At 69.6% G+C, this 19,368-nt stretch carries 16 protein-coding genes and 1 tRNA gene; 13 read left to right on the top strand and 4 right to left on the bottom strand.

Annotated features, from left to right (window positions below; genetic code table 11):
- Positions 1 to 95: 95 nt before the first annotated feature.
- The 11 genes from fdnG (at position 96) to fdhD (ending at position 13,603) form a co-directional block, all read left to right on the top strand.
- A complete protein-coding gene (fdnG, locus tag M0L44_RS07785) occupies positions 96 to 3,164 on the top strand; it encodes a formate dehydrogenase-N subunit alpha (protein ID WP_252769073.1) in 3,069 nt (1,022 codons plus the stop codon).
- Between the two features lie 11 nt (positions 3,165 to 3,175).
- The gene (fdxH, locus tag M0L44_RS07780; RefSeq protein ID WP_252769072.1) at positions 3,176 to 4,099 is read left to right on the top strand and encodes a formate dehydrogenase subunit beta; all 924 of its coding nucleotides are present in this window, start codon (positions 3,176 to 3,178) and stop codon (positions 4,097 to 4,099) included.
- Positions 4,096 to 4,722, top strand: a complete 627-nt coding sequence (locus M0L44_RS07775; RefSeq protein ID WP_151123423.1) for a formate dehydrogenase subunit gamma — start codon at positions 4,096 to 4,098, stop codon at positions 4,720 to 4,722. The genes fdxH and M0L44_RS07775 overlap by 4 nt, the downstream gene beginning before the upstream one ends.
- A 74-nt stretch (positions 4,723 to 4,796) precedes the next feature.
- Positions 4,797 to 5,750, top strand: coding sequence for a formate dehydrogenase accessory protein FdhE (gene fdhE, locus M0L44_RS07770; protein ID WP_252769071.1), 954 nt, complete (start codon positions 4,797 to 4,799; stop codon positions 5,748 to 5,750).
- Positions 5,747 to 7,213 (top strand): L-seryl-tRNA(Sec) selenium transferase, encoded by a 1,467-nt coding sequence (gene selA / locus M0L44_RS07765; protein WP_252769070.1) that lies wholly within the window; start codon positions 5,747 to 5,749, stop codon positions 7,211 to 7,213. Before fdhE ends, selA begins: the two co-directional genes overlap by 4 nt.
- Positions 7,210 to 9,177, top strand: a complete 1,968-nt coding sequence (selB, locus tag M0L44_RS07760; RefSeq protein WP_252769069.1) for a selenocysteine-specific translation elongation factor — start codon at positions 7,210 to 7,212, stop codon at positions 9,175 to 9,177. The genes selA and selB overlap by 4 nt, the downstream gene beginning before the upstream one ends.
- Before the next feature lie 13 nt (positions 9,178 to 9,190).
- Positions 9,191 to 9,283 (top strand) — tRNA-Sec (locus M0L44_RS07755).
- A 212-nt stretch (positions 9,284 to 9,495) separates the two neighbouring features.
- A complete protein-coding gene (locus M0L44_RS07750) occupies positions 9,496 to 10,611 on the top strand; it encodes an acyl-CoA dehydrogenase family protein (protein WP_252769068.1) in 1,116 nt (371 codons plus the stop codon).
- 16 nt (positions 10,612 to 10,627) lie between these two features.
- Positions 10,628 to 11,494 (top strand): phosphate/phosphite/phosphonate ABC transporter substrate-binding protein, encoded by an 867-nt coding sequence (locus M0L44_RS07745; protein WP_252769067.1) that lies wholly within the window; start codon positions 10,628 to 10,630, stop codon positions 11,492 to 11,494.
- Positions 11,451 to 12,671 (top strand): ferritin-like domain-containing protein, encoded by a 1,221-nt coding sequence (locus tag M0L44_RS07740; RefSeq protein WP_252769066.1) that lies wholly within the window; start codon positions 11,451 to 11,453, stop codon positions 12,669 to 12,671. The genes M0L44_RS07745 and M0L44_RS07740 overlap by 44 nt, the downstream gene beginning before the upstream one ends.
- 41 nt (positions 12,672 to 12,712) lie before the next feature.
- Entirely contained in the window at positions 12,713 to 13,603 is an 891-nt protein-coding gene (gene fdhD / locus M0L44_RS07735; RefSeq protein ID WP_252769065.1) for a formate dehydrogenase accessory sulfurtransferase FdhD, read from the top strand.
- A 21-nt stretch (positions 13,604 to 13,624) separates the two neighbouring features.
- On the opposite strand, the gene M0L44_RS07730 is transcribed toward fdhD, so the two are convergent.
- The gene (locus M0L44_RS07730; RefSeq protein ID WP_252769064.1) at positions 13,625 to 14,608 is read right to left on the bottom strand and encodes an inositol monophosphatase family protein; all 984 of its coding nucleotides are present in this window, start codon (positions 14,606 to 14,608) and stop codon (positions 13,625 to 13,627) included.
- Positions 14,609 to 14,896: 288 nt separating this feature from the next.
- On the opposite strand from M0L44_RS07730, the gene M0L44_RS07725 reads away from it, so the two are divergent.
- Entirely contained in the window at positions 14,897 to 15,607 is a 711-nt protein-coding gene (locus tag M0L44_RS07725) for an RNA methyltransferase (protein WP_354004114.1), read from the top strand.
- 78 nt (positions 15,608 to 15,685) lie between these two features.
- Entirely contained in the window at positions 15,686 to 16,465 is a 780-nt protein-coding gene (gene cysE / locus M0L44_RS07720) for a serine O-acetyltransferase (protein WP_252769062.1), read from the top strand.
- Positions 16,466 to 16,504: 39 nt separating this feature from the next.
- On the opposite strand, the gene M0L44_RS07715 is transcribed toward cysE, so the two are convergent.
- The 3 genes from M0L44_RS07715 to yjgA are packed head-to-tail and all read right to left on the bottom strand — an operon-like array spanning position 16,505 to position 19,366.
- Positions 16,505 to 18,157: a FecR family protein gene (locus M0L44_RS07715; protein WP_252769061.1), complete on the bottom strand. Its 1,653-nt coding sequence runs from the start codon at positions 18,155 to 18,157 to the stop codon at positions 16,505 to 16,507.
- Positions 18,158 to 18,165: 8 nt separating this feature from the next.
- The gene (gene mog / locus M0L44_RS07710; protein ID WP_252769060.1) at positions 18,166 to 18,771 is read right to left on the bottom strand and encodes a molybdopterin adenylyltransferase; all 606 of its coding nucleotides are present in this window, start codon (positions 18,769 to 18,771) and stop codon (positions 18,166 to 18,168) included.
- On the bottom strand, positions 18,764 to 19,366 hold the full coding sequence (gene yjgA / locus M0L44_RS07705; RefSeq protein ID WP_252769059.1) for a ribosome biogenesis factor YjgA: 603 nt from the start codon (positions 19,364 to 19,366) through the stop codon (positions 18,764 to 18,766). The genes mog and yjgA overlap by 8 nt, the downstream gene beginning before the upstream one ends.
- Positions 19,367 to 19,368 lie beyond the last annotated feature (2 nt).

The raw sequence follows: 19,368 nt of genomic DNA, 5'->3' as shown, positions 1-19,368 counted from the left end.
TTCTACGTATTACCACGTAGGGCCCGCACCTTCCCAGGGTTCCCCCGAAACCTAGAATGGATCGCACCATTCTTGATGTTGATCACGAGGGCCCCATGGTGCAACTCTCCAGGCGCCAGTTCATGAAAGTGACTGGCTCAAGCTTGGCGGGCTCCAGCCTGGCGTTGATGGGCTTTTCGCCCACCACCGCTCTGGCCGAAGTCCGCCAGTACAAACTCGCCGCGACCACGGTCACGCGCCAGACCTGCACATACTGCTCGGTCGGTTGCGGCATCCTCATGTATTCGCTGGGCGATGGCGCCAAGAACGCCAAGCGCTCGGTCATCCACGTCGAAGGCGATCCGGACCATCCGGTGAACCGCGGCACGCTGTGCCCCAAGGGCGCCAGCCTGCTGGACATTGTGAACAGCCCCAACCGCCTGCAGTACCCCGAGGTGCGCGAGCCGGGCAGCAACGAGTGGAAGCGCGTGTCCTGGGATGAGGCCATGGGCCGCATCGCCAAGCTCATGAAGGAAGACCGCGACGCCAACTTCGTCGAAAAGACCGACGATGGCCTGACGGTCAACCGCTGGCTCACCACCGGCATGCTGGCGGCCTCGGCCTCCAGCAACGAGGCCGGTTACATCACCCACAAAGTGGCCCGCTCCTGGGGCCTGCTCGCATTCGACAACCAAGCCCGTGTCTGACACGGCCCGACGGTGGCAGGTCTTGCCCCGACGTTTGGCCGTGGAGCGATGACGAACCATTGGGTCGACATCAAGAATGCGGACGTCATCCTGGTCATGGGCGGCAATGCCGCCGAAGCCCACCCCTGTGGGTTCAAGTGGGTCACCGAAGCGAAGGCGCACAACAAGGCGTACTTCATGGTGGTCGATCCGCGCTTCAACCGCTCGGCCTCGGTCGCTGATTTCTATGCCCCCATCCGGTCGGGCAGTGACATCGCGTTCCTGGGCGGGGTGATCAACTACCTGCTGACGAACGACAAGATCCACCGCGAGTACGTTGTCAACTACACCGACATGAGCTTCATCGTGCGCGAGGACTTCGCGTTCGAGGACGGCATCTACTCGGGCTACAACGAGGAAAAGCGCAGCTACGACAAGACCAGCTGGGACTACGAGCTCGGCACAGATGGCTTCGTCAAGACCGACCCGACGCTGGAGCACCCGCGCTGCGTCTACCAGCTGCTGAAGAAGCACTACAGCCGCTACACGCCCGAAAAGGTCGAGAGCATCTGCGGCACGCCCAAGGACAAGTTCCTGCACGTGTGCGAAAAGATGGCCAGCACCGCCGTGCCAGGCCGCGCCATGACCATCATGTACGCGCTGGGCTGGACGCAGCACTCGATCGGCGCGCAGATCCTGCGTACCGGGGCGATGGTGCAGCTGCTGCTGGGCAACATCGGTGTGGCCGGTGGCGGCATGAACGCTCTGCGCGGGCACTCCAACATCCAGGGCCTGACCGACCTGGGGTTGTTGTCCACCAGCCTGCCGGGCTACCTGTCGCTGCCCAGCCAGGCCGAGCAGGACTACCAGAAGTACATCGACACCCGCACGCAGAAGCCGCTGCGCCCGGGCCAGATGAGCTACTGGCAGAACTACCCGAAGTTCCACGTCAGCCTGATGAAGGCCTGGTACGGTCCGGCCGCCACGGCCGAGAACCACTGGGCCTACGACTTCCTGCCCAAGTTCGACAAGCAGTACGACATGCTGCAGATCTTCGAACTGATGCACCAGGGCAAGGTCAATGGCTATCTGGCGCAGGGTTTCAACCCGCTGGCTTCGCTGTCCAACAAGGACCGAGTGCGCGAGGGTCTGTCCAAGCTGAAGTTCCTGGTCGTGATGGACCCGCTGGCCACCGAGACCTCGGAGTTCTGGAAGAACCACGGCGAGTACAACGACGTGGACGCCTCTCAGATCCAGACGACGGTGTTCCGCCTGCCCACCACCTGCTTCGCCGAGGAAGAGGGCTCGATCGTCAGCTCCTCGCGCGTGCTGCAGTGGCACTGGAAGGCGGCCGAGCCCCCGGGCGAGGCGCGCACCGACATCCGCATCATGTCGGACCTGCACCTGCGTCTGCGTGCGTTGTACGCCAAGGACGGCGGCAAGTTCCCCGACCCCATCACCAAGCTGTGGTGGCCCTACGCGCAGGCGGAGGAACCCACGCCGGAAGAGGTTGCCAAGGAGTACAACGGTCGCGCGCTGGTCGACCTGATGGACCCCAAGGACCCGACCAAGGTGATCCGCAAGGCGGGTGAGCAACTGGCCGGTTTCGGTGAGATGCGCGACGACGGCACCACCCTCGGCGGCTGCTGGATCTTTGCCGGGGCCTGGACGACGGCGGGCAACATGATGGCGCGCCGGGACAACGCCGATCCGACGGGCATCGGCAACACGCTGAACTGGGCCTGGGCCTGGCCGGCCAACCGCCGCGTGCTCTACAACCGCGCCTCCTGCGACGTCAACGGCAAGCCGTTCAATCCGAAGCGCAAGCTCATCGGCTGGAACGGCACGGCCTGGGGCGGTGCGGACGTGCCCGACATGGCGCCCACGCTGGCGCCGGAAACAGGGGCCGGTCCGTTCATCATGAACCCCGAGGGGGTGGCCCGCTTCTTCGCCAAAAAAGGTCTGGCCGAAGGTCCGTTCCCCGAGCACTACGAGCCCTTCGACACCCCGCTGGGCTACAACCCGATGCACCCGAAGAATCCGAAGGCGACCAGTTCGCCGGCGGCGCGGGTGTTCAAGCCGATCTGGGACACCTTCGGCAAGGCCGACGAGTTCCCGCACGTGGGCACGACCTACCGCCTGACCGAGCACTTCCACTACTGGACCAAGCACGCGCTGCTCAACGCCATCACCCAGCCCGAGCAGTTCGTCGAGATCGGCGAGGTGCTGGCGCAGAGCCTGGGCATCGCAGCGGGGGACATGGTGAAGGTCTCGTCCAAGCGGGGCTTCATCAAGGCCCGGGCGGTGGTGACCAAGCGGATCAAGCCGATGACCATCGAGGGCAAGCCGGTGCACCACGTCGGCATCCCCATCCACTGGGGCTTCAAGGGCGTGACCAAGCCGGGCTTCCTGGCCAACACGCTCACGCCCTTCGTGGGGGATGGCAACACCAACACCCCCGAGTTCAAGACCTTCCTGGTCAAGGTCGAGAAAGTCTGAGGTAGAGCGCCATGTCACTGCAATCTCTCGACATCCAGCAGCGCTCGGCCACGACCACGCCGTCGCCCAGTGCGCGCACCCCGGCCTCGGGCGAGGTCGCCAAGCTCATCGACGTGTCCAAGTGCATCGGCTGCAAGGCCTGCCAGACCGCCTGCATGGAGTGGAACGACCTGCGCCAGGAGCCGGGCGAGAACGTGGGGGTCTATGACAACCCTGCGGACCTCACCGCCAACGCCTGGACGGTGATGCGCTTCACGGAGTACGACAACCCGAGCACCGGCAATTTCGAGTGGCTGATCCGCAAGGACGGCTGCATGCACTGCGCCGATCCGGGTTGCCTGAAGGCCTGTCCCTCGCCGGGCGCCATCATCCAGTACACCAACGGCATCGTCGATTTCCACGAGGAAAACTGCATCGGCTGCGGCTACTGCGTCACCGGCTGCCCTTTCAACGTCCCGCGCATCTCGCAAAAGGACAAGAAGGCGTACAAGTGCACGCTGTGCTCGGATCGTGTGGCGGTGGGGCAGGAGCCGGCCTGCGTGAAGACCTGCCCGACCGGGGCCATCATGTTCGGCACCAAGCAGGCCATGAAGGACCAGGCCGAGGAACGCATCGCCGACTTGAAGGAGCGCGGCTTCGAGAAGGCGGGCCTGTACGACCCGGCCGGCGTGGGCGGCACGCACGTCATGTACGTGCTGCACCACGCGGACACGCCCTCGCTCTACCACGGCCTGCCCGACGAGCCCAAGATCAGCCCCATGGTCAGCGTCTGGAAGGGCATCACCAAGCCGCTGGCGATGGTGGCCCTGGGCGCGGCCGCACTGGGGGGCCTGTTCCACTTCATCACCAAGGGCCCCAACGAGGTGTCCAAGGAGCTGGAGGATGAAATGGAGCGCAAGGACCAGGACGCCCTGGAGAAGGAGTCACAGCGATGAGACGCAATCCTCGTGACCTGCAGCGCTACAACGCCTCGGAGCGGGCCAACCACTGGGTGGTGGGCATCTGCTTCATCCTGCTGGCGCTGTCGGGCCTGGCCTTCTTCCACCCGGCCTTCTTCCCGCTCACACAGCTCTTCGGGGGCGGCCCCTGGACCCGCATCCTCCACCCCTACATCGGGGTGGTGATGATGCTGTTCTTCGTGGTGATGGCCGGGCGCTTCTGGAAGCTCAACGTCATCGAGCCGCGCGACAAGGAGTGGCTGCGCAATGTGCGCAAGATGGTGGACGGCAATGACCACGACATGCCCGAGCAGGGCAAGTACAACGGCGGTCAGAAGGTCCTGTTCTGGGGCCTGGTGATCGGCATGGTCATCCTGTTCCTGTCCGGCCTGCTGATGTGGCGCGCCTGGTGGACCCCGCCGGTGACGGCGGTGCGCCTGGCCTCGCTGCTGCATGCGGTCGGCGCGGTGTGGATGATCGGCCTGATCATCATGCACGTCTACGCGGCCATCTGGACCCGTGGCACCATCCGGGCCATGCTCTACGGCACGGTCACCCGCGCCTGGGCCAAGCAGCACCACCGCGGCTGGTACCGCCAGATGACCGGCGACAAGAGCTGACCGGCTTCGTCCCATCCCGGCCGCCGGCTGCTGTCCAGCACCGGCGGCCTGTTTCTTTCTGATTGGAGTTGGGCGTGCAACGCATTCTTCAACCCGGCGAGATCGAATCGCTGGACCGCATCGAGTTCCCCCGGGTGCGCCTGCCGCAGCCGGCCGTGCTGTTCACCGAGCGGGCGGCTCGCCTGCGCCAGAAGGCCGACGGCCATCCGATTGCCGACTACCTGCGCTTTCTGGCGGCCCTGGTCGATCTCCAGGCGCAGGCTGCCGCCACCGTGGCCACCCAGCCGGTGGCCGAGGCGGTGATCGCGCAATCGCTGGACCACGGCATGCCGGTACTGCCCGCGCCGCTGCGGCCCGACCCGGCCTGGCTGGGCGTGCTGCGGCAGCTGCTGGCCGGCGTGCTCGCCCTGCAGGACCTGCCGCAGGCCCTGCGCCAGAACGCCCAGGCCCTGGCGGCACGCGGCGATGCCGAACTGGAGGCGCTGGCCCAGGCCTTCCTGACCGACCAGGCCACGCCGGCCGAACTGGCGGCCCAGCCGCTGGTGATGGCCGCGCTGCAGGTCGTCTACGCCGACATCGCCAGTCGCCTGGACACCCAGCGCATCGCCTATGTGGATCCGGCTTCCATCTGCCCGGTGTGTGGCAGCGCGCCGGTGGTCAGCGTGCTGCGCATCGGTGGCGAGGCCGGCGGCCACCGCTACCTGCATTGCGGCCTGTGCGCCACCGAATGGCACATGGTGCGGGTCAAGTGCAGCCATTGCGAATCCACGAAGGGTGTGCGCTACCAGGGCATTGAGGGCGGTGACCCGGCCGTGCTGGCCGAGACCTGCGACGAATGCCACACCTACCGCAAGCAGGTGAACCAGGAGAAGGACCCGCTGGTCGAGCCCCTGGCCGACGACCTGGCCAGCCTGACCCTGGACCTGCTGATGGCCGACACCGCGTACGCCCGGGCCAGTGGCAACCCGCTGCTGGCGCTGGCGTCCGGTGAGCCCTCGGGGGAAGACCTGGAGACACAGGACGCATGAGCGCCAACCCCTCCCTGGACGCCGGCGTGGCGCTGAGCTCACCGGCCCAGCTGCCGGCCGTGGACAAGCTGCTGGCCAGCGCCGCACTCCAGCCCGTGCTGGGCGCGCACGGGCTCAGTGGGGTCACCGCGGCCGTGCGGCGGCAGCTGGAGACCCTGCGCAGCCGCCTGCGTGCAGGCGAGGTGCTGGCAGCCGAGATGGCCGCGCCCGAGGCGCTGGCGCGCGCCGTCGAGGCTGACCTGCAGCGCCAGCGGGCACCCCGCCTGCGGGCGGTCTTCAACCTCACCGGCACGGTGCTGCACACCAACCTGGGCCGGGCCCTGCTGCCAGACGAGTCGGTGCAGGCCGTGGTGCAGGCCCTGACCAGCCCGGCCAACCTGGAGTACGACCTGGCCACCGGTGGCCGGGGCGACCGCGACGACCTGGTCAACGACCTGCTGTGCGAGCTGACCGGCGCCGAGGCCGCCACCGTGGTCAACAACAATGCCGCCGCGGTGCTGCTGATGCTCAACGCCCTGGCCGCGCGCAAGGAGGTCATCGTCTCCCGCGGCGAGTTGGTGGAGATCGGCGGGGCCTTCCGCATTCCCGACATCATGGCCCGCGCCGGCGCCAGGCTGGTGGAGGTGGGCACCACCAACCGCACCCACGCCCGTGACTACGAAGGCGCCATCACGCCCAAGACCGGGCTGCTGATGAAGGTGCATTGCAGCAACTACGCGGTCACCGGCTTCACCGCCAGCGTGGCCGAGAGCGAGGTGGCCCGCATCGCCCATGCCCAGGGCCTGCCGCTGGCGGTGGACCTGGGCAGCGGCACCCTGATCGACCTGGCCGACTGGGGCCTGCCGCACGAGCCAACGGTGCGCGATGTGGTGACCGCCGGGGCCGACGTGGTGAGCTTCAGTGGCGACAAGCTGCTGGGCGGCCCGCAGGCCGGCCTGATCGTCGGCCGCAAGGACCTGATCGCCAAGATCAAGAAGAACCCGCTCAAGCGCGCGCTGCGGGTGGGCAAGCTCACCCTCGCCGCGCTGGAGCCGGTGCTGCGCCTGTACCAGGCGCCGGAATTCCTGGCCGAGCGCCTGCCGGCCCTGCGCCTGTTCACCCGCCCGCAGGCCGCCATGCAGGCCCAGGCCCAGCGCCTGCTGGCGCCGCTGCAGGCCGCCCTGGGCAGCGCCTACCAAGTGTCCCTGGCGCCCATGTTCAGCCAGATCGGCAGTGGCGCGCTGCCGGTCAACACCCTGCCCAGCGCGGGCCTGCGCATTGAGCCCAGCGAAGCCAGGCGGGCCGGCCGGGCCCTCTCGCGTCTGGAAGCGGCCTGGCGTGGCCTGGCGCGGCCGGTGATCGGCCGCATCGGCGACAACGCCCTGTGGCTGGACCTGCGCTGCCTGGACGAGCGTGACGAGGCCGCTTTCGCCGCCCAGTTCGGCGCCCTGCAGCAGGCCCTGGCGGAGGACCGCGCGCGATGATCATCGGCACCGCCGGTCACATCGACCATGGCAAGACCACGCTGGTGCGCGCGCTCACCGGCGTGGACACCGATCGCCTGAAGGAAGAGAAGGCGCGCGGCATCTCCATCGAGCTGGGCTATGCCTATGCGCCGCTGGCCAGCGGTGAGGTGCTGGGCTTCATCGATGTGCCCGGCCACGAGAAGTTCGTCCACACCATGGCGGCCGGCGCCGTGGGCGTGGACCATGCCCTGCTGGTGGTGGCGGCCGACGACGGCGTGATGCCGCAGACCCGCGAGCACCTGGCCATCCTGGGCCTGCTGGGCGTGCGCGAAGGCACGGTGGCACTGACCAAGGTGGACCGCACCGAGCCCGCCCGGGTGGCCGAGGTGCGGGCCGAGCTGGCCGCGCTGCTGGCCGGCACGCCGCTGGCCACCGCCCCCGTGTTCGAGACGGCCGCCACGGCCGACGGCGACCCCGGCGTGGCCGCGCTGCGCGCCCATCTGTGGGCCCTGGCCGAGCACCATGCCCAGCGCCGGCAGGACGGTCTTTTCCGTCTGGCGGTGGACCGCGTGTTCACGCTGGCCGGGCAGGGCACCGTGGTCACCGGCACGGTGTTCGGCGGTCAGGTGGCGGTGGGCGACACGGTGGCCCATTCCGCCTCCGGGCAGCGAGTGCGGGTGCGCTCCATCCATGCCCAGAACCAGGCGGCCGCCCGCGGCGTGGCCGGCCAGCGCTGCGCGCTGAACCTGGCCGGCATCGAGCGTGAGGCGATCCGGCGCGGCGACTGGATCGCCGACCCGAGGGCCCTGCAGGCCAGCACCCGCATGGACGTGCGCCTGCAGCTGTTGTCGGATGCACCGGCCCTGGCCCAGTGGGCCCCGGTGCATGTGCATGTGGGCACCAGCCACCAGACGGCCCACGTGGCCCTGCTGGACGATGCCGCACTGGCGCGCGGCCAGACGGCCCGGGTGCAGCTGGTCCTGGAGCAGTCGGTGTTCGTGCTGCCTGGCGACCGCTTCATCCTGCGCAATGCCCAGGCCAGCCGCACCATCGGCGGCGGGGCGGTGATCGACCCCTTCGCCCCCGAGCGCAAGCGCCGCAGCACCGAACGCCTGGCCTACCTGGATGCGCTGGAAGCGGCGTTGGCCGGTGGGCCGCTGGCCAATCTGGTGGCGCAGTCGCCCACCGGCCTGCTACGCAGCCGCCTGGCGCTGCTGATGGGCCGCCCGCCCGAGGCGCTGGCCCTGGTCGAAGCCGGGCTGGTGCAGCTGCCCAGCGGGCCGGAAGACGCGCTGCTGCTGACCGAGGCCGTCTGGCAGCGCTGGCGCGAGCAGGTGCTGGCGGCGCTGGCGCGCTTTCACGAGCGCACGCCCGATGAACCGGGGGTGAACGCCGCCCGGCTGCGTCGCATGGCCCTGCCTGGCCAGGCCCAGCCGCAGCACGATGCGCTGTGGCGCGCCCTGCTGGCGGCGCTGTGGCAGGACGGCGCCATTGCGTCCAGCGGCGCCTGGCTGCACCTGCCCGGGCACGAGGTGCGCCTGAGCGAGGGCGAGCGGGCGCTGGCCGAGCGCCTGCTGCCCTGGGTGGAGGAGGGCGGTTTCGACCCGCCCTGGGTGCGTGACCTGGCTGGTCGCGCCGGTGCGCCCGAGGAGGTGGTCCGCCAACTCCTGCGCAAGCTGGCCCGCCAGGGGCAGCTGTTCCAGGTCGTCAAGGACCTGTTCTATGCCGCCTCGCAGGTGCAGCTGCTGTCGGGCCTGCTGGCCCTGCTGGCGGCACGCGGCCCCGGCGGGCAGGTCGAGGCCCGCGTGTTCCGGGACCACGCCGGCCTGGGCCGCAAGCGGGCCATCCAGGTGCTGGAATTCTTCAACCGGGTGGGGTACACCCGGCGCGTGCAGGACAGCCATGTGCTGCGGGCCGAAGCCGGGTGGCCCCAGCCCGAACAGGCCTCTGAGGGCCCCCTACAATCCGCGCCGCCCCCTTGATGGGGGGGGTTCTGGAAGGCAAACGCATCCGGTGGTGCGCCCGGGCTTCAAACCCGGTAGGGGGCGTCAGCCGCTCCCTGGTCGGTTCGACTCCGGCTGCCTTCCGCCCGCCGTGGGCCGTCACCGTGGCTTCACGGCATGCGGGTGCAATAATCATCTGAACCTGAACCCGGTGCTTTTTGCCGGCGTTCTTCACCCGCCGTCAGGCAGGGCGTGTTGCAGGTCTGCACCCGGAGGTCGCCGCAAGGCCATGGCCCTGCACGGTGGGTTGAGGCGTGCCGAGCACGGCTGCCGGCGGCTCAGCCGGAGTCGCATTCTATGAGCCATCTCGCCCTTCTCGAGCCCATCGCCCAGAACACCATCGCCCCTGCGGCGCTGGACACGGACCGAGAGGGACGCTTCCCGCGTGCTGCACTGCAGGCGCTGGGCGCGTCGGGTCTGTTGGGCTTGGTGAGTGCCAAGGCTGTCGGGGGCCTGGGGGGCGGGCTGGCTGATGCGGCTGCGGTGGTCGAGCGCATCGCGCAGGACTGCCCCTCCACCGCCATGGTGGTGTGCATGCATTACGCCGCCACGGTGCTCATCGAGAAGCATGGCACCGAGGCCGTACGGCGCGAGATCGCGGCGGGCCGCCATGTGTCCACGCTGGCCTGGTCCGAGATCGGTTCGCGCAGCCACTTCTGGGCTCCGGTCGGCACGGCCCAGCGTGTTTCCGATGGCTATCGGCTGGATGCCCAGAAGAGCATGGTCACTTCGGCGGGCGAGGCCGATTCGTATGTGTGGTCGTCCAGGCCGGTGGCTGCCGAGGGGGCCAGCACGCTGTGGCTGGTCAGCAGCCGGGCCGATGGCCTGAGCATCCCGGTCCGCTATGACGGGCTGGGCCTGCGCGGCAATGCCTCGGCGCCCGTGACGGCGCAGGGCGTGGTGGTGGGCGAGGACGCCATGCTGGGTGCCGATGGCGCGGGGGCCGACATCATGAACGGCGAGGAGCTGCCGGTCTTTGCCAGCCTGATCGCTTCGGCCTCCATCGGCCTGATGGACGGTGTGCTGGCCCGCGTGACCGCCCACCTCACCCGCACCCGCTTCGCCGAGAGCGACAGTTCGCTGGCCGACCTGCCCACCATCCGTGCCTACCTGGCCCGGGCACGCATTCGTGTTGACCAGGCGCGGCTGCTGCGCGACGACACGGTGGCCGCCCTGGCCGCGGGCCGGCCCGATGCGATGCTGCGCGTGCTGGAGGTCAAGGCCTGTGCGGCCGAGGCGGCGCTGGAGGTGACCGACACCGCAATGCGGATCGGCGGCGGTGCGGCCTTCCGCAAGGACGTGGGCATTGAACGCCTGTTCCGGGATGCCCGCGCGGCCTCGGTCATGGCGCCGACCTCGGACGTGCTGTACGACTTCATCGGCCGGGCCCTCTGTGGCCTGCCCCTGGCCTGAACAGAGGATCTTCGACATGACGCAAGCACAACCGTGGATGCTGGGGGCCGTGGCCTACGCGCCCAAAGTGGTCACCATCTGGGAGGGCTTCAAGGCCTACTTTGCCGAGCGTGGCTTTGCCTTCGACTACCTGCTCTATTCGAACTACGAGACCCAGGTGGAGGCCCAGTTCAAGGGCGACATCGCCTTCGCCTGGAATTCCCCGTTGGCCTGGGTGCGGGCCGAGCGCATGGCGCGCGCCAGAGGGCAGGAAGTGCAGGCCCTGGCCATGCGCGACAGCGACATCGACCTGGCGTCGGTGCTGGTGGTGCGCAGCGGCAGCCCGGTACAGGCTTTGGCCGACCTGCGGGGCAAGACCATCGGCTTCGGGGCGATCGACTCGCCCCAGGCCACGCTGATTCCGCTGGACCATCTGCGCTATCAAGCCGATCTGGTGGCCGGGCGTGACTACACCGCCCGTCGCTTCGACGTGCTGGGCGGCAAACATGGCGACCACATCGGCGGCGAGCGCGATGCGGCGCTGGCGCTGATGAACGGCGAGATCGACGCGGCCTGGATGATCGCCGGCAACCACCGCGCGTTCGCGCACGAGGGCACGCTGCCGGCAGGGGGCAGCCGCATCGTCGCCACCACCGGCCTGTTCGATCACTGCAACATGACTGTCAGCCCCGGGGTGCCGGCCGAGGTGGCCCGCCGCTTTGGCGAGATCCTGCTGGCGATGGACTGGAACGACCCCGCGGTGCGGCCGCTGCTGGAACTCGAAGGCCTCAAGGCCTGGCAGCCGGGCCGCAGTACGGGGTATGCCCTGCTGGAGCGGGCGGTGAGCGATGAGCACTTCTATGACGACCAAGGCCACATCACCGAACCCGCGTATCGATATTGAGGCCCTCGGCTTTGACGCCGGGGCCCATCTATTGGTCAAGCAGGCGCTGATCGCGCTGCCGGTGGGCGGCCTGCTTGAGGTCCAGGGCCGGGCGCCGGGCTGGGCCGTCCAACTGGCCGACTGGTGCCGCAGCCAGGGCCATGGCTGCGAGCGGCCAGCCGAGGCCCAGAGCGTGGCGCGGGTGACCCGCGGCGGTCTGCAGAGCGGCCGCTGGCGAGGGGCCGAGCCCACGGGGGCGATCGACCCGCGCCAGCCCGGGGCCGTGGCGCAGGAGGCCCTGCCCCACTGGGGGCTGGCCGCGCGTGGTGCCACCGTGGAGGCCGGGGCACCCGCCCATCATTTCCGGCTGGTGTACAAGGACGAGGCCTGGAGCGACAGCGCGGCCGATCTCTACGCCCAGGCCGTGGCAGCGCAGTGGAACCCGGACGAGGCCATCGACTGGTCGCAACCGGTGGAACTGCCGGCCCCGGTGGAGCAGGCCATCGTCCAGGTCATGACCTACATGATCGAGAACGAGAATGCCGCTCTGCTGGTGCCTGCGCGCTTCCTGGGGCAGTTGCATCCGCACTTCCGCGAGATGCAGGCCGCGCTGGCCATGCAGGTCTGCGACGAGGCCCGCCACATCGAGGTGTTCACCCGGCGCATCCGCCATGGGGGCTTGGCACCTGCCCTGTCCACGGCCGGTGGGCAGGCCTCGCTCAAGAGCCTGCTGGACGAGCCGGACTTCTCGGTCGCGAGCTTTCTGTTGTCTGTGCTGGGCGAGGGCACCTTCGTCAATCTGCTGCAGTTCCTGCAGGCCCAGGCGCCCGATCCGCTGACCCGCCAGATCGCCCGCCTGGCCGCACGGGACGAGGCCCGGCATGTGGCCCTGGGCATGTCGCACCTGCTGTACCGGCTGCAGCAGGAGCCGGATTTCCGGCACCGCCTGGCGGCCGCGGTGGAGCAGCGTTTTGATGCCCTGGCCGGCACCTCCGGGCTCAACGAGGAAGTGTTTGACGCCCTGGTCTTGATCGCGGCCGGCGGTCTTTCACCTGCCCAGGTGGCCCACGGCTATGCCCAGGTCCAGCAGCTCATGGGTGACATGGCCGATGGGCGCCATGCCAAGCTTGTGCGGCTGGGTTTCGCGCCCGAGCAGGCCGCGCGGCTGTCGGCGCTGCACACGCGCAATTTCATGTGAGCCAGCAGGGCCGGGAAGGGCCGCCGATAATCCTGCCCACCATGTCCCGGTCGCTCGCCCATCCCGTCGTCAAGCCCGCTCCAGCCACCGATCCCTCCGAGGAAGCCTTTGTCGCGCCGCCAGGATTGGTCCGCATGCCGGTGCAGCGCAGCGTGGCTGGTGCAGCCCTGGACCGGGCAGATGACTGGCTGGCCGACGAGGTGCCGGTGGCCATGGTGTTCAACGGCATCTCGCACGCGGTGATGATGGCTTCGCCGCTGGATCTGGAGGACTTCGCCCTGGGCTTCGCGCTCAGCGAGGGCATCGTGGCTTCGGCCGATGAGCTGCGGGACGTCGAAGCCCGGCCCGCGGCCTGCCAGACGCCGGGGAGTCCCCCGGCCTGGGAGGTGCACATCGAACTGTCGCCGCGCCGGCTGGAGGGCCTCAAGCGGCGGCGTCGCACCCTGGCTGGGCGCACCGGTTGCGGCATCTGTGGCATCGAGAGTCTGCAGGCGCTGGAGCTGTTGCCGCCAAGCCTGCCGGCTGCGGACTGGCTGGACCGCGTCGATCCTGCGCTGCTGGCTCAGGTGATCCCCCAGCTGCCGTCCTTCCAGCCGCTCAACCTGCAGGCCGGCGCGGTGCACGTGGCGGCCTGGGCCGACCTGGCAGGTGGGCTGCGCTGGGCCCGCGAGGATGTGGGTCGGCACAACGCGCTGGACAAGCTGATCGGCGTGCTGGCCCGGCAAGGGTTGCTGGGCGCGCCCGGCGTGGTGTTGATGTCCAGCCGCGCCAGCCACGAGCTGGTGGCCAAGTGCGCGCGTGTGGGCTTGCAGGCGCTGGCCACGGTGTCCGCGCCCACGGCGCTGGGCGTGCAGGCGGCGCAGGCGGCCGGCCTGCGCCTGTGGGGGTTGTGCCGCCCGCCGCGGGCCGTGCTCTACACGCCCGCAGGCTGAAGCAGCGGCATCAGGCCCGGGTCAGAACGGAGCGTCCTCGGCGGTGCCTGCGGCCGGGGCTGCATCGTCGCCCTCAGCCACCTTCTTGCGCAGGCGCAGCGGCTTGCGGACCTTGGGCGCCTCCTCGGCGGCGGTGTCGGTGGTCGAGGTGCTGGCCGCTGCCGCGTTTTCGGCGGACGCAGCGTCCTCTTCCTGGATCACGCGGGTGAAGGGGCTCAGCAGCGGCACCAGCTGGCCGTAGATCTTGGGCGCACCGGCCAGGATCTCGCGCTGGTTCATGAAGTCGGGCTCGCCGGTGAAGTTGCCCACCAGGCCACCGGCCTCGGTGACGATCAGCGAGCCCGCGGCGATGTCCCAGGGACTCAGGCCGGTCTCGAAGAAGGCGTCGTAGTAGCCGGCGGCCACGTAGCACAGGTCCAGCGCGGCGGACCCCGGGCGGCGCAGGCCGGCGCACAGCGGCATCAGCGTCTCGAACATCTTCATGTAGCGCTGGAAGTTGTCGCCGCGGCGGAAGGGGAAACCGGTGCCTATCAGGCTGTCCTGAAGGCGGGTGCGGCGCGAGACGCGCAGGCGCTTGTCATTGAGGTAGGCGCCGCGGCCGCGCGAGGCCACGAAGAGGTCGTTGCGGTTGGGGTCGTAGACCACCGCCTGCTCCACCTTGCCGCGGAAGGTCAGCGCGATGGACACGCAATAGACCGGGAAGCCGTGGATGAAGTTGGTCGTGCCATCGAGCGGGTCGATGACCCAGACGAAATCGCTGCTCTTGTTGCCCCGCTCGCGGCCGCTCTCCTCGGCCAGGATCCCGTGGGCGGGATAGGCCTGCAGGATGATGTCGATGATGGCTTCTTCAGCCAGTTGGTCGACTTCGGTGACGAAGTCGTTGGGGCTCTTGGTGTTGATCTTCAGCAGATCCAGGTCCATCGATCCCCGGTTGATGATCGCTCCGGCGGCACGGGCGGCCTTCACGGCGATGTTGAGCATGGGGTGGAGGGTCTGCTGGGTCATGGTTCAACCTGCGAAGGGGACGGTCGGCGTGCGGCCTGGGTTCCCGGGGTGGGGGACGAGGGCACGCCAACCTGCAAGGATAGTGCAGCGCGTGGCGGGTGCTCTCGTGGAGCGATCTTGGCGATGGACAAAGAGCATCGCAGCGACAATACGGGCTGCGGAAAACCCTTGATTCTAGCGCTCAGCGCCCGTTTGGCAATGTCCCGTCCCCTCGATCCCTCTCCCAGCACAGCAGCAAAAGATCACGAAACCACGGCCTCGCCGGTTGACGATACACGCTTCGTGCTGGTGCGCACCAGCCATCCCGGCAACGTGGGGGCGACCGCCCGCGCGATGAAGGTGATGGGCTTTTCCGACCTGGTGCTGGTGGCCCCGCGCTTTGCCGATGTGCTGCAGCACGAGGACACGTTGGCTCTGGCCAGCGGCGCGACCGATGTGCTCGCGCAGGCCCGCATCGTGCCCACCCTGGCCGAGGCGCTGGACGGCATCACCTGGGCCTGCGCCACGGCGATGACACCGCGTGACTTCGGCCCGCCCACGCATGCGCCGCGGGCCCACTTCGCCGAGCTGGCACCGCAGGGCCACCGGGTGGCCTTCGTCTTCGGCAGCGAGCGTTTCGGCCTGGGCAACGAGGATGTCTACCGGTGCCACGCCTGCCTGTCCATTCCCACCGATCCGTCCTACGGCTCGCTCAACCTGGCCCAGGCCGTGCAGGTGCTGGCCTATGACTGGCGTCAGGCGCTGGGTGGCTTCCCCGTCGAGCCGCGCACGGCCCCGGTACAGTGGGCCGATGGCGCGGCCATCCAGGGCCTGCTGGCCCATTGGCAGGCTGCCCTGGTGGACATCGGCTTTCTGGACCCGGCTGCGCCCAAGAAGCTGTTGCCGCGCCTGAACCAGCTGGCCAACCGGGCCCAGCTGACCCAGGAGGAAGTGCACATCCTGCGCGGCATCGCCCGGGCCATGCAGAAGCTCTCTCCGGCGCAGGGCAAAGAGCCCTGAGCCCGGTCGGGATCCGGGAGGCCCGGCTACACTGAGTTTTCATTCTCGTTTTACGAATCAACCACCCACGGAGCCGCCATGTTCTCCCGCCTGCGCGAAGACATCGCCTGCATTCTGGAGCGCGACCCTGCCGCGCGCAGCCGCTGGGAGGTGCTGACCTGTTATCCCGGCCTGCACGCGCTGTGGATGCAGCGCCTGGGCCACTGGTGCTGGCTGCGTGGCTTCAAGTGGCTGGGCCGCTTCATCTCGCACATCGCCCGCTGGGCCACCGGCATCGAGATCCACCCTGGCGCCACCATCGGCCGACGTGTCTTCATCGACCACGGCATGGGCGTCGTCATTGGCGAGATGGCCGAGATCGGCGACGACTGCACGATCTACCAGGGTGTGACGCTGGGTGGCACCTCGCTCGTCAAGGGGGCCAAGCGCCATCCGACGTTGGAGGCCGGGGTGATCGTCGGCGCCAATGCCGCGGTGCTCGGCGGCTTCACGGTGGGCACGGGCGCCCGCGTGGGCTCCGGTGCCGTGGTGACCAAGCCGGTGCCCGCCGGGGCGACGGCTGTGGGCAACCCGGCGCGCATCATCCAGGCCGAGGCCGATGCCAAGCGGGAGGCTGCAGCAGCGCGCATGGGGTTCTCGGCCTACGGCGTGACCAGCGGCGATGACCCGGTGGCCCAGGCCATGAAGGGCCTGATCGACAACGCCTCCTCGCACGAGCACCAGATCGCCCTGCTGTGGCAGGCGATCGAGAAGCTCTCGATGCAGGCCCGCGAGCTGCCGGCCGACACCTGCGTGCCGCAAGGGGCCCGCACTACCGAGCAGTTCGACGCCGAGCGTCTGAACCGCCTGGTCAAGTGAGCCCGGGCCGCCCCACGGGCGGTCGAGATCAGTTCGGGGTCAGAGCGCGAACAGCAGCGGCGCGCCCAGCAGCAGCATGTGCCAGTCCACCGGCACGTCCACGCCCAGCGCAGCCGTCCAGGGCGAGACGAAGCCCTGGTCGTCCACATAGCGGTAGCGGAAGTAGTAGGTGCCCGGCACCGGCAGGCTGGGCAGCGTCCACTGGCCACCTTCCAATTCGGCACTGGTCACCACCGAGCTGAAGCCCGGATCGCGCGCCAGCTCCACCTGCTGCTTCTCGTCCGGACGGGCGCTCCAGCTGAGCTGGATCTGGCCGTCTTCGCCGGTGTGCACCTGCGGCGGCTCGGGCAGGGGGCGCAGTTCGAAGCGCTGCGCGTCGCCCCAGGGGCCGCGATCGCCGTCGGCCCGTTCGCTGGCCAGGCGCCAGTGGTAGGTGCCCGGGGCATCCAGCGTCACGCTGCTGGTGGTGTCGCCGAGCGCATCCTGCTGCGCCACGATCTGCTGGAAGCCGGCGTCGCGGGCCACCTGGAGGTGGTAGCGGGCGGCTTCGGTGTTGCTCGTCCAGGCGAAGTCCACCGTGCCCACGCTTTGCCGGGCCTGGGGCCGCGGGGCGGTGCTCGGGGGCGGCTCCGGACGGGCCTTGAGCGCGAAGGGGTGCACGGCGTCCTGGCCTTCCAGCCCATCGGGTGCCACCTGGCGGGCTCGCAGGTACCAGGGGCCATCGGCCAGGCCGGCGATCCTGGCCTCGGCGCCCACAGGCAGCATCAGATCCCGGACGATGCGCAGAAAGCCCTCGTCCGAGGCGATCTGCACTCGGACCTCGCCGGCCTGGCTGGGCAGCGTGAAGCGCAGCAGAGGGCGCTCGAAGCGCGTGGGCACACCCGAGAGATCGGGGGCGGCCGCCAGCGGCTGGACCATCACCGGCGCGTCATTGCGCAGCACGGCGCCCTGGCCGGCGTCCAGCGTGGCGCTGGCCGGTGGCCGCGCCTGGGTCTGAGCCCAGACCCGCCCCTCCAGCACCTCGGTCTGGGTGCGGGGCTGCTGGGCATCGGCATGCACGCGGTAGCGGGTGCCCCGCACGCCAATCACCGCCGTGGGGGTGGTCACCTCCAGCGGCTTGGCCCGCTGGACCTGGGTGGCCAGCATCTCCAGCGTGCCCCGGAGCAGGCGCAGTGTGGCGGCGTAGAGCCCCTCGTCCTGCACCGGCTGCGCGGCCTTCAGGGTGTAGCGCTGATGTTGGACCAGTTCCACCTCGCTTTGGGGCGGCAGGCTGGCGCGCGAACCATCGCCCAGCTGGACCACGGCCGAGCTGTCGGCGCCGGCCTGCACCCGTTGCCCGGGCTGGATGGCCGCACCCGCCTGGGCGGGCTGACCGTCCAGCAGCACCTGGCCTTCGACCCCGCTCAGCGTGGCGGGCACGTTCTCGGGCTTGAGCAGGCGCAGTGGCAGCTTCAACGTCTGCCCTGGCGTCAGTCGGTCCGGCTGGGACAGGCGGTTCAGCCGAGCGACCTCGGGCCAGCTGGCAGGGCGGCGGAACCAGCGCGCGCTGAGGTCCCAGAGGGTGTCCTGCGGCTGCACGGTGTAGCGCAGCATCGGCTCGGGGGCGGGGCCGGCATGCGAGGGCAGGCAGGACAGGGCGGGCAGGCACAGGGCCAGCAGGCCCGGCAGACGGCGAAGGGCCAGCAGGCGCATGGTGGGGCTCAGGCTCGGGCGGGACGTTGGGCCGACTTGGGGCGAAAGGCTTGGCACAGGGCCGGATCGGTTTCCAGGTAAGGGCCGCCGATCAGGTCGATGCAGTAAGGCACGGCGGCGAAGATGCCGTGCACCGGTGGGCTGGCCTGGGGCAGGCCTTGCAAGGTCTCGGCGATGGACTTGGGCTGGCCCGGCAGGTTGATGATCAGGGCCTGGCCACGGACCACCGCGACCTGGCGCGACAGGATGGCCGTGGGCACGAAGTTCAGGCTGATGGTGCGCATCTGCTCGCCAAAGCCGGGCATGAGCTTGTCGGCCACGGCCAGCGTGGCTTCGGGGGTGACGTCGCGCGGTGCCGGGCCGGTGCCGCCGGTGGTGAGCACCAGATGGCAGCCGGCGGTGTCGACCAGCTCGCGCAGTGCGGCGCTGATGGTGTCCTGCTCGTCGGGGATCAGCCGGGTCTCCCAGGTGATCGGGTTGCGCAGCGCGCGGCCCAGCCAGTCCTGCAGGGCCGGAATGCCCTTGTCCTCGTAGATGCCGCTGGAGGCGCGGTCGCTGACCGACACCACGCCGATGCGCACGGGCTCGAAGGCGTCGCTCGCCGCCTCAGGCATTGTGGGCCTCGTCGTCTTCATCGGATGCGGAGGCGCCCGGGGCGGCCAGCGCTGACTTGATCAGCTGGAACAGATCGCGGTAGGCGCGGCCGTGGCGCTGGCCCAGGCCGTCGTCAGGGGCGGCCTTGCCGGCATCCTTGCGGGCCGAGCGCAGCAGGTTGCGCAGCTGCTGGGCGTCGGTCTCGGGATAATCTGCCATCCAGCGGGTGACGGCATCGTCGCTGGCCATCAGCTCTTCGCGCCAGCGCTCGATCCCGTGCAGGGCCAGGGTCTCGGCGGCGCTGCCGAGCTTGAACGCGGCCACGGCCTCGCGCACCGGCTCGGGGTCGATCTGGCGCATCAGCTTGCCGATGAACTGCACCTGGCGCCGGCGCCCTTCGTGGGAGCGGGTGCGGTGGTATTCCTGCAGCGCGTCGCGCAGCTGATCGGGCAGGTCCAGCTTGCTGCTGCGCGAGACTGGCAGCTCGGCCAGGGCCAGGCCCAGGGCCTGCAGCTCGTGCATCTGGCGCTTGAGCGCGGACTTGCTGGGCCGGCCATCGGTGTCGAAATCATCGGCAGAGTCGGCGGGGGCGGAACGGGGCGGTGCAGCGCGCATGT

Source organism: Ideonella oryzae, from assembly GCF_024055665.1.
Taxonomy (GTDB): Bacteria; Pseudomonadota; Gammaproteobacteria; order Burkholderiales; family Burkholderiaceae_C; genus Ideonella; species Ideonella oryzae.
Note: the sequence above shows the minus strand (reverse complement) of the source record. Positions and strands in the feature narration are given on the sequence as shown.

What these genes read in the sequence shown, in the direction of transcription:
- fdxH (WP_252769072.1), top strand. Translation starts at nt 3,176, where the DNA reads ATGTCACTGCAATCTCTCGACATCCAGCAGCGCTCGGCCACGACCACG.
- M0L44_RS07775 (WP_151123423.1), top strand. Translation starts at nt 4,096, where the DNA reads ATGAGACGCAATCCTCGTGACCTGCAGCGCTACAACGCCTCGGAGCGG.
- selA (WP_252769070.1), top strand. Translation starts at nt 5,747, where the DNA reads ATGAGCGCCAACCCCTCCCTGGACGCCGGCGTGGCGCTGAGCTCACCG.
- selB (WP_252769069.1), top strand. Translation starts at nt 7,210, where the DNA reads ATGATCATCGGCACCGCCGGTCACATCGACCATGGCAAGACCACGCTG.
- M0L44_RS07750 (WP_252769068.1), top strand. Translation starts at nt 9,496, where the DNA reads ATGAGCCATCTCGCCCTTCTCGAGCCCATCGCCCAGAACACCATCGCC.
- M0L44_RS07745 (WP_252769067.1), top strand. Translation starts at nt 10,628, where the DNA reads ATGACGCAAGCACAACCGTGGATGCTGGGGGCCGTGGCCTACGCGCCC.
- M0L44_RS07740 (WP_252769066.1), top strand. Translation starts at nt 11,451, where the DNA reads ATGACGACCAAGGCCACATCACCGAACCCGCGTATCGATATTGAGGCC.
- fdhD (WP_252769065.1), top strand. Translation starts at nt 12,713, where the DNA reads ATGTCCCGGTCGCTCGCCCATCCCGTCGTCAAGCCCGCTCCAGCCACC.
- M0L44_RS07730 (WP_252769064.1), bottom strand. Translation starts at nt 14,608, where the DNA reads ATGACCCAGCAGACCCTCCACCCCATGCTCAACATCGCCGTGAAGGCC.
- cysE (WP_252769062.1), top strand. Translation starts at nt 15,686, where the DNA reads ATGTTCTCCCGCCTGCGCGAAGACATCGCCTGCATTCTGGAGCGCGAC.
- M0L44_RS07715 (WP_252769061.1), bottom strand. Translation starts at nt 18,157, where the DNA reads ATGCGCCTGCTGGCCCTTCGCCGTCTGCCGGGCCTGCTGGCCCTGTGC.
- mog (WP_252769060.1), bottom strand. Translation starts at nt 18,771, where the DNA reads ATGCCTGAGGCGGCGAGCGACGCCTTCGAGCCCGTGCGCATCGGCGTG.
- yjgA (WP_252769059.1), bottom strand. Translation starts at nt 19,366, where the DNA reads ATGCGCGCTGCACCGCCCCGTTCCGCCCCCGCCGACTCTGCCGATGAT.